The organism is Micromonospora sp. NPDC005806 (genome assembly GCF_042871425.1).
In the GTDB taxonomy this organism is placed as follows: domain Bacteria; phylum Actinomycetota; class Actinomycetes; order Mycobacteriales; family Micromonosporaceae; genus Micromonospora.
Window position 1 is genome coordinate 65,607 of the sequence record NZ_JBIAIL010000015.1, and the last position, 6,080, is coordinate 71,686.

A 6,080-nucleotide genomic window follows, 5' to 3' on the forward strand; every position below is an offset into this window, starting at 1 on the left:
CCGGGCGTCAGCGTCCGGCGCCGACCGGGTAGCGGGCGCTCTCCAGGGTCCAGTCGACGGTGCCCCGGACGGCGTTGGTCACCCCGTCGAGATGGGCGGTCACCGACTCGTCCAGCGCCGGACCGAACGACGGCACGGCGGCGCGCAGCGCGGTGAAGCGGGCCATCTCCGTACGCCACCGCGCGGCGACCAACTCCACCGCGGTCCCCACCGGCACACCCCGCTCGGCGGCCACGGCCAGCACCAGGTTGTGGCCCCCGGCGGTGGCCCGGTCGCGGTCCAGCGAGGCGATGTCGTTGAACCAGGAGAGCAGGTCGTTGGCGAGTTCGCCGAGCCGGCGCAGCGCGGGATGGTGGTAGACCGCGTCGGGCAGCGGTCGCCCGGTCGCGAACTCGATCAGGGGGTACGACACGTACGCCGCCGAGGTGGTGCGGCGCAACGCCACGTACTCGTCGACGCCGGGCGGCCGGCCGGCTGACCGGGCGACCGCCTCCCCCCAGACCCCGTCGAGGTGGTCGGCGACCGCATCGGCGAAGCGGAGCCGCCAGCGGGCCGGCATCCGGCGCCGGGGCTCCCGCCAGGCCTGCACCAGCAGCCGGCGCAGCGGGCCGGAGAAGCCGGGGTGGCGGGCCCGTGGGCCCTCCCGGAGCAGGGCGAGCGCCCCGTCCCGCAGCGCCCGGATCCCGGTCGGGTCCGGCCGGCCCGGCCCGTCGCAGGCGTCGTCGACGAGGAAGAACCAGGTGAACAGGGCGGCCAGCACCCGCAGGTCAGGCTCGGTGGCGTCCGGGTAGAGCCGACCGGCGTACCGGGCGAAGCCGGCCCGGGCCAGCCGCCGCCGGGCGGCGGCGTCCAGCGGCAGGCCGAGCCGGTCGAGCTGGCCGACCAACCAGTCCTGCACCGGGTCGGCGTGCGGGGAGAGCCGGGGCACAAGGGGGCAGCCGGACGCCAGCGACCGGAGCACCGCCTCCGTCATCACCGATCCCTTCCATCGATGTGGATCACCGACGGAAGCATGGCAGGTCGCCGTAGTCCCCGCCGCCCGGGTGGACAAGGGCGCTGGTGGCGGGACAAGCGGGACGGTCCGGACGCCGGACCCGGGGGTCGCCGTCCGGCTGCGGCGCCGACCAGGCACGCTTGACGGCATGCGTGAACCATGGGTGGTCGGCGTCTCCGGGGCTTCCGGCACGCCGTACGCGGCCGCCGTCGTCCGGGGCCTGCTCGACGCCGGCGAGGCGGTGGACCTGATCGTCTCCCGGGCCGCCCGGTTGACCATCCTCGACGAGACCGGCCGCCCGTTCCGGGACGGGCACTGGGCCGCGGACCTGGCGGCCTGGCTGGGCCGCGACCTCGCCGACGCGGACCTGCGGCACTGGCCCACCGGCGACCTGGCCGCCGGACCCAGCAGCGGTTCCTACCGGGTACGCGGCATGGCCGTCGTCCCGGCGAGCACGGCGGCCTGCGCCGGCATCGCGATCGGGCTCTCCAAGGACCTGTTGCAGCGCGCTGCCGAGGTGAACCTCAAGGAGCGGCGGCCGGTGGTGGTGGTGCCCCGGGAGACGCCGGTCACCCGCAGCCATCTGGAGCATCTCATCGCCCTGCACGACGCCGGTGCCGTCGTGCTGCCGGCCAGTCCCGGGTTCTACGGCGCCGGGGCGGCGGCCTCCGCCCAGCAGCTGGTCGACTTCGTGGCCGGCAAGGTGCTGGACGCGCTCGGCGTACCGCACACACTGTTCCGGCGCTGGTCAGGGGAGCTGGCGGCGGCCCGACGGGACGCGGACCGGACCTGACGGCGCTGATCGGAGAGCTGGTCGCGGGCCGACGGCACGCGGACCGGCCGGAGGCCGGTCCGCGTGCCGATCGGTGCCGACTCAGTACATTCCGGCGTTCGCCGGCCCCGGGCCGGTCGAGGCGGTGGGGCCCATGTTGCGCGACTTGCCCATGTCCTCCGCCTCTTCCAGCATGCCCTCCCCCTCAAGCAGGGCTCGCACCTCGGATTCCCGAAACCGGCGATGCCCGCCTGGAGTCCGGATGCTGCCTATCCGGCCGGCCGCTGCCCATCTCGTCACGGTCTTCGGGTCAACCCGAAACAGCGCGGCGACTTCACCCGGTGTCAGCAGGCGATCTCCAGTGTCCACAGCCCCCTCCTCGCGTCGACGAAGCCCCCGGCTGAACACACTGCCCCCGGCCGGTGCGAGCCCAGAGCCGTCATGAGGGACGTACGGCAATTACAGCACCGGCGAGATGGCCTGTCCGTCAAAACGCGAAAAACGCACGTAGTGAGAAGTTAGTAAATGCTACCGGCGGAGAACCCCCGTGACTGGACGTTTGTGAATGGCGACGCGACGTCATGTTCAACTGGTGCCGAGCGTCGCGCGTTACGCCGGAACGGATAGGGTCACTCTCCGTGGACGCGATCGACCTGAGCCTCGTGGAGCTGCTGCGCGGCAACGCCCGCCTGTCGTACGCCGAGCTGGCCCGCCAGGTCGGGCTCTCCGCCCCGGCGGTGCACGAGCGGGTGGGGAAGCTCGAGTCGAGCGGGGTCATCCGGGCGTACCGGGCCGAGGTGGAGCCGGAGTCGATCGGACTCGGCGTCACCGCGCTGATCGGCATCGTGGAGGACTCCACCGCCGACACCGACGACGTGCTGGAGGCGTTCCGGCAGATGCCCGAGATCGAGTCCTGCTACTTCATGGCCGGCGTCGAGTCGTTCCTGTTGAAGGCGCGGGTGGGCACCATCGCCGAGCTGGAGCAGCTGATCGTCCGGCTGAACCGGACCCCCGGGGTTGCCTCCACCCGAACGGGCATCGCGCTGTCGACCAAGTGGGAGAACCGTCCCCAGCCGGTCGAGTCGCCCGCCTCCTGACCGGTCAGCCGCCGCCGCCGGCCCGCGACCTCTGGTGCCGGCCCGCCCGTCGGGGATACCGTGCGCCGATGACGATCTCCGCGCGGGGAGCGGCCGTGGTCACCGGGGCGGCCGGCGGGCTGGGCCGGGCCATCGCCGCCGCGCTGCACGCCGACGGCTGGCGGGTGCTGCTGACCGATGTGGACGCGGCCGCGGTGGCGGCCGCCGCGGCGCCGCTCGGGGGCTGGTCCCGCCCGCTCGATGTGCGCGATGAGACGGCCTGTGCCGAGGTGGCGGCAGAGGCCGCGGGCGACGGGGCCGGCGGCCTCGGGCTCTGGGTCAACAATGCCGGCATCCTGGCCACCGGCCCCTCCTGGACGCACGACGCGGCCACCCGGCGGCGGCTGGTCGAGGTGAACGCCCTCGGGGCGATGACCGGCACCCTCGCCGCGCTGGCCGTCATGCGCGCGCAGGGCCACGGCCACGTGCTCAACGTCGTCTCCCTGGCCGGGCTGGTCGCCGCCCCCGGCGAGACCGTGTACGCGGCCAGCAAGCACGCCCTGCTCGCGTTCAGCCTCGGCACCCTCGCCGACCTGCGGATGGCCGGCGTCCGGGGGGTACACGTGTCGTGCCTGTGCCCGGACGGGATCTGGACGCCGATGCTGCACGACAAGCTGGACGACCCCGGGGCGCTGGCCTCCTTCACCGGAACGCTGCTCACGCCGGAGCGGGTGGCCGCGCGGGCCGTCCGGCTGGCCCGCCGCCCGCGCCCGGTGGTCAGCTTGCCGCGCTGGCGCGGCGCCCAGGTCCGCCTCCTCGACGCCTTCCCCCGGCTCGCCCTGGCGCTGACCCCGGTGGTCCGGGCCGCGGGCCGGGCCGGCCAGCGCCGGCAGGCACGCCGGACCCGGCCGGACGCGAGCCGACCTCGCTTGTAACGTTGCCGACGTGACTCATCTCGACCGGTGTGACGAGGCCAGCCGGACCTGGGTGACCGAGGCGATCGCCACGGTCGAGGCGGACGCCAACCGCTCCGCCGACACCCACCTGCTGCCCTTCCCGCTGCCCCGTGCGTGGGGGATCGACCTCTACCTCAAGGACGAGTCGGTGCACCCCACCGGCTCGCTCAAGCACCGGCTCGCCCGCTCGCTCTTTCTCTACGGGCTGTGCAACGGCTGGATCGGCCCGGACAGCACGATCATCGAGGCGTCCTCCGGCTCGACCGCGGTCTCCGAGGCGTACTTCGCCCGGATGCTGGGGTTGCCGTTCATCGCGGTCATGCCCGCCTCCACCTCGCCGGAGAAGGTCGCCCAGATCGAGTTCCAGGGCGGCCGCTGCCACCTGGTCGAGGACCCGGCGAAGGTGGTGATCGAGGCGCGCTGGCTCGCCGAGGACACCGGCGGGCACTTCATGGACCAGTTCACGTACGCCGAGCGGGCCACCGACTGGCGGGGCAACAACAACATCGCCGAGGCGATCTACGCGCAGCTCGCCCTCGAGCGGCACCCCGTGCCGGCGTGGATCGTGGTGGGCGCCGGGACCGGGGGCACCAGCGCCACCATCGGTCGGTACGCCCGCTACCGCCGGCTGCCCACCAAGCTCTGCGTGGTCGACCCGGAGAACTCCGCCTTCTACCCGGCCTGGCAGGCCGGCGACTGGTCGATGCGGACCGACAAGGGCTCCCGGATCGAGGGCATCGGTCGGCCCTGCGTGGAGGCGTCCTTCCTCCCCTCCGTGGTGGACCGGATGGTCCAGGTTCCGGACGCCGCGTCGCTCGCCGCCATGCGCGCCGGCTCGGCGGTGCTCGGCCGCCGGGTGGGTGGCTCCACCGGCACCAACCTGTGGGGCGCGTTCGGGCTGATCGCCGGGATGCTCGCCGCCGGGCGGACCGGCTCGGTGGTCACCCTGATCTGCGACCCCGGGGACCGGTACGCCCACACGTACTACGACGACGAGTGGGTGGCCCGGCAGGGGCTCGACCTCGCCCCGCACCTGGCCACCATCGACCGCTTCCTCGCTACCGGCGCCTGGCCGGCCTGACGGAAGGGCCCCGCTTAACGCCTGCGGTCTCGAAGGGAACCCTTCTCACTCCGGGGACAGGAGAGCGCGCGGCGGGTCAGCGGGGGTCGATGCGCTCGGCCAGCCCGGGATAGCGCACTACGAAGCCGTTCGGATCGATGTCCAGGTCGGCCGCGAAGCTGTCGCTGTTGAAGCGGATCCGGCCCGGTCCGAGCGAGGTGTAGACCTGGTCGGCCGGGAGCACTGCCAGGCCGGGCAGCAGTACCCAGGCCACGGTGACCTGCCGGGCCTGGTCCGCCGGGGCCCGGCCCAGCCCGATCCGACGTATCGGGAGGGTGTTGAACAGCGGCGAGCCGCTCAGGTCGACGTCGAGCGCCTCGGCCAGCCGGTCCGGCTCGTCGGTGCCCGGCAACCCGGCCGGCGGGTGCCCGGTCGCCACCAACGCCGCGTCCAGGTCGCCCTCCTCGCCGGTGCGCACCCGCCAGCCGTCCCCGGTCCGTTCCAGGCGTACGCTCCGCGCCCAGCCGGCCCCCTCCGCCTCGGCCTCGAGCCGGCTGACCGCCCAGTCCGCTCCGACGGTGAGCTGGTACCGGCAGGTGTAGGGGATCGGGTCCACGGCCAGCAGCACGCCCCGCGCGCTGAGCCCCTGGCGGTCGTCGAGGACCACGTGTTCGGACCCCGCGGTGTCGGTTCTGGACCAGAAGAGCGACTTCGGCACTGTCGGCATGAATCGGACGTTACGCGACCGGCCGGGCGCCGGCACGGGATGCGGAAACGCCGCCGCCGAGCAGTCGCTCGACGACGGCGCTTCGCAATCCAGGGGTACACCCCCTCGCCGATCACCGGCTGGGCGCCGGCGTTCCGCGTGCCCGTCCCGATGTCGGGCGGCGGCGTTCCGCGCGGTCAGTGGGTGCGCGCGGGCGGGCGGCCGCCGAAGCCACGCCGGTCATCGCGCGGCCGGTCGTCCCGGCCCCGCCCCTCCGGCCGGAAGCCGCCCCGGTGGTCGGTCGACCGGAAGTCGCCGCCCCGGTCACCGAAGCGTCGGTCGCCCCGACCGTCCCGGTCGCCGAAGCGCCGATCGCCCGGCGCCCGGTCCTCGTACCGGCGCTCACCCCGGTCGGCGAAGCCGCGCCCGCCGGTCGGGCGCTCGTCGAACCGTCGGTCACCGCGCGCCTCCCGCTCACCACCGGTACGGCGGTCCCCGAACCGGCGCTCGCCCTGG

At 74.3% G+C, this 6,080-nt stretch carries 7 protein-coding genes and 1 pseudogene; 4 read left to right on the forward strand and 4 right to left on the reverse strand.

Translation table 11 applies throughout. From position 1 onward, the window contains the following. Positions 1-7 precede the first annotated feature (7 nt). A complete protein-coding gene (locus ACFYOS_RS17775) occupies positions 8-973 on the reverse strand; it encodes a terpene synthase family protein (protein ID WP_387142209.1) in 966 nt (321 codons plus the stop codon). Between the two features lie 169 nt (positions 974-1,142). Between ACFYOS_RS17775 and ACFYOS_RS17780 the strand changes: the two genes are divergently transcribed. Beyond that, a complete protein-coding gene (locus tag ACFYOS_RS17780; RefSeq protein WP_387142212.1) occupies positions 1,143-1,787 on the forward strand; it encodes a UbiX family flavin prenyltransferase in 645 nt (214 codons plus the stop codon). A gap of 81 nt (positions 1,788-1,868) precedes the next feature. On the opposite strand, the gene ACFYOS_RS17785 is transcribed toward ACFYOS_RS17780, so the two are convergent. After that, entirely contained in the window at positions 1,869-2,135 is a 267-nt protein-coding gene (locus tag ACFYOS_RS17785) for a BldC family transcriptional regulator (RefSeq protein WP_387142215.1), read from the reverse strand. Positions 2,136-2,404: 269 nt separating this feature from the next. Here ACFYOS_RS17785 and ACFYOS_RS17790 point away from each other — a divergent pair, with 269 nt between their 5' ends. The 3 genes from ACFYOS_RS17790 to ACFYOS_RS17800 all read left to right on the forward strand — a co-directional run bounded on the left by ACFYOS_RS17790 (position 2,405) and on the right by ACFYOS_RS17800 (position 4,879). Further along, positions 2,405-2,863: an Lrp/AsnC family transcriptional regulator gene (locus ACFYOS_RS17790; protein WP_387142218.1), complete on the forward strand. Its 459-nt coding sequence runs from the start codon at positions 2,405-2,407 to the stop codon at positions 2,861-2,863. 68 nt (positions 2,864-2,931) lie between these two features. After that, the gene (locus ACFYOS_RS17795) at positions 2,932-3,777 is read left to right on the forward strand and encodes an SDR family NAD(P)-dependent oxidoreductase (protein ID WP_387142221.1); all 846 of its coding nucleotides are present in this window, start codon (positions 2,932-2,934) and stop codon (positions 3,775-3,777) included. A 10-nt stretch (positions 3,778-3,787) separates the two neighbouring features. Continuing rightward, on the forward strand, positions 3,788-4,879 hold the full coding sequence (locus ACFYOS_RS17800; protein WP_387142225.1) for a PLP-dependent cysteine synthase family protein: 1,092 nt from the start codon (positions 3,788-3,790) through the stop codon (positions 4,877-4,879). Positions 4,880-4,955: 76 nt separating this feature from the next. Here ACFYOS_RS17800 and ACFYOS_RS17805 read toward each other — a convergent pair whose 3' ends face one another. Next, positions 4,956-5,585: a putative glycolipid-binding domain-containing protein gene (locus tag ACFYOS_RS17805; RefSeq protein ID WP_387142228.1), complete on the reverse strand. Its 630-nt coding sequence runs from the start codon at positions 5,583-5,585 to the stop codon at positions 4,956-4,958. A 176-nt stretch (positions 5,586-5,761) separates the two neighbouring features. Continuing rightward, positions 5,762-6,080, reverse strand: a pseudogene (locus ACFYOS_RS17810) (RNA helicase); the annotation flags it as partial.

Coding starts and splice junctions, on each gene's coding strand:
- ACFYOS_RS17775 (WP_387142209.1), bottom strand. CDS start 973: ATGACGGAGGCGGTGCTCCGGTCGCTGGCGTCCGGCTGCCCCCTTGTG.
- ACFYOS_RS17780 (WP_387142212.1), top strand. CDS start 1,143: ATGCGTGAACCATGGGTGGTCGGCGTCTCCGGGGCTTCCGGCACGCCG.
- ACFYOS_RS17795 (WP_387142221.1), top strand. CDS start 2,932: ATGACGATCTCCGCGCGGGGAGCGGCCGTGGTCACCGGGGCGGCCGGC.
- ACFYOS_RS17805 (WP_387142228.1), bottom strand. CDS start 5,585: ATGCCGACAGTGCCGAAGTCGCTCTTCTGGTCCAGAACCGACACCGCG.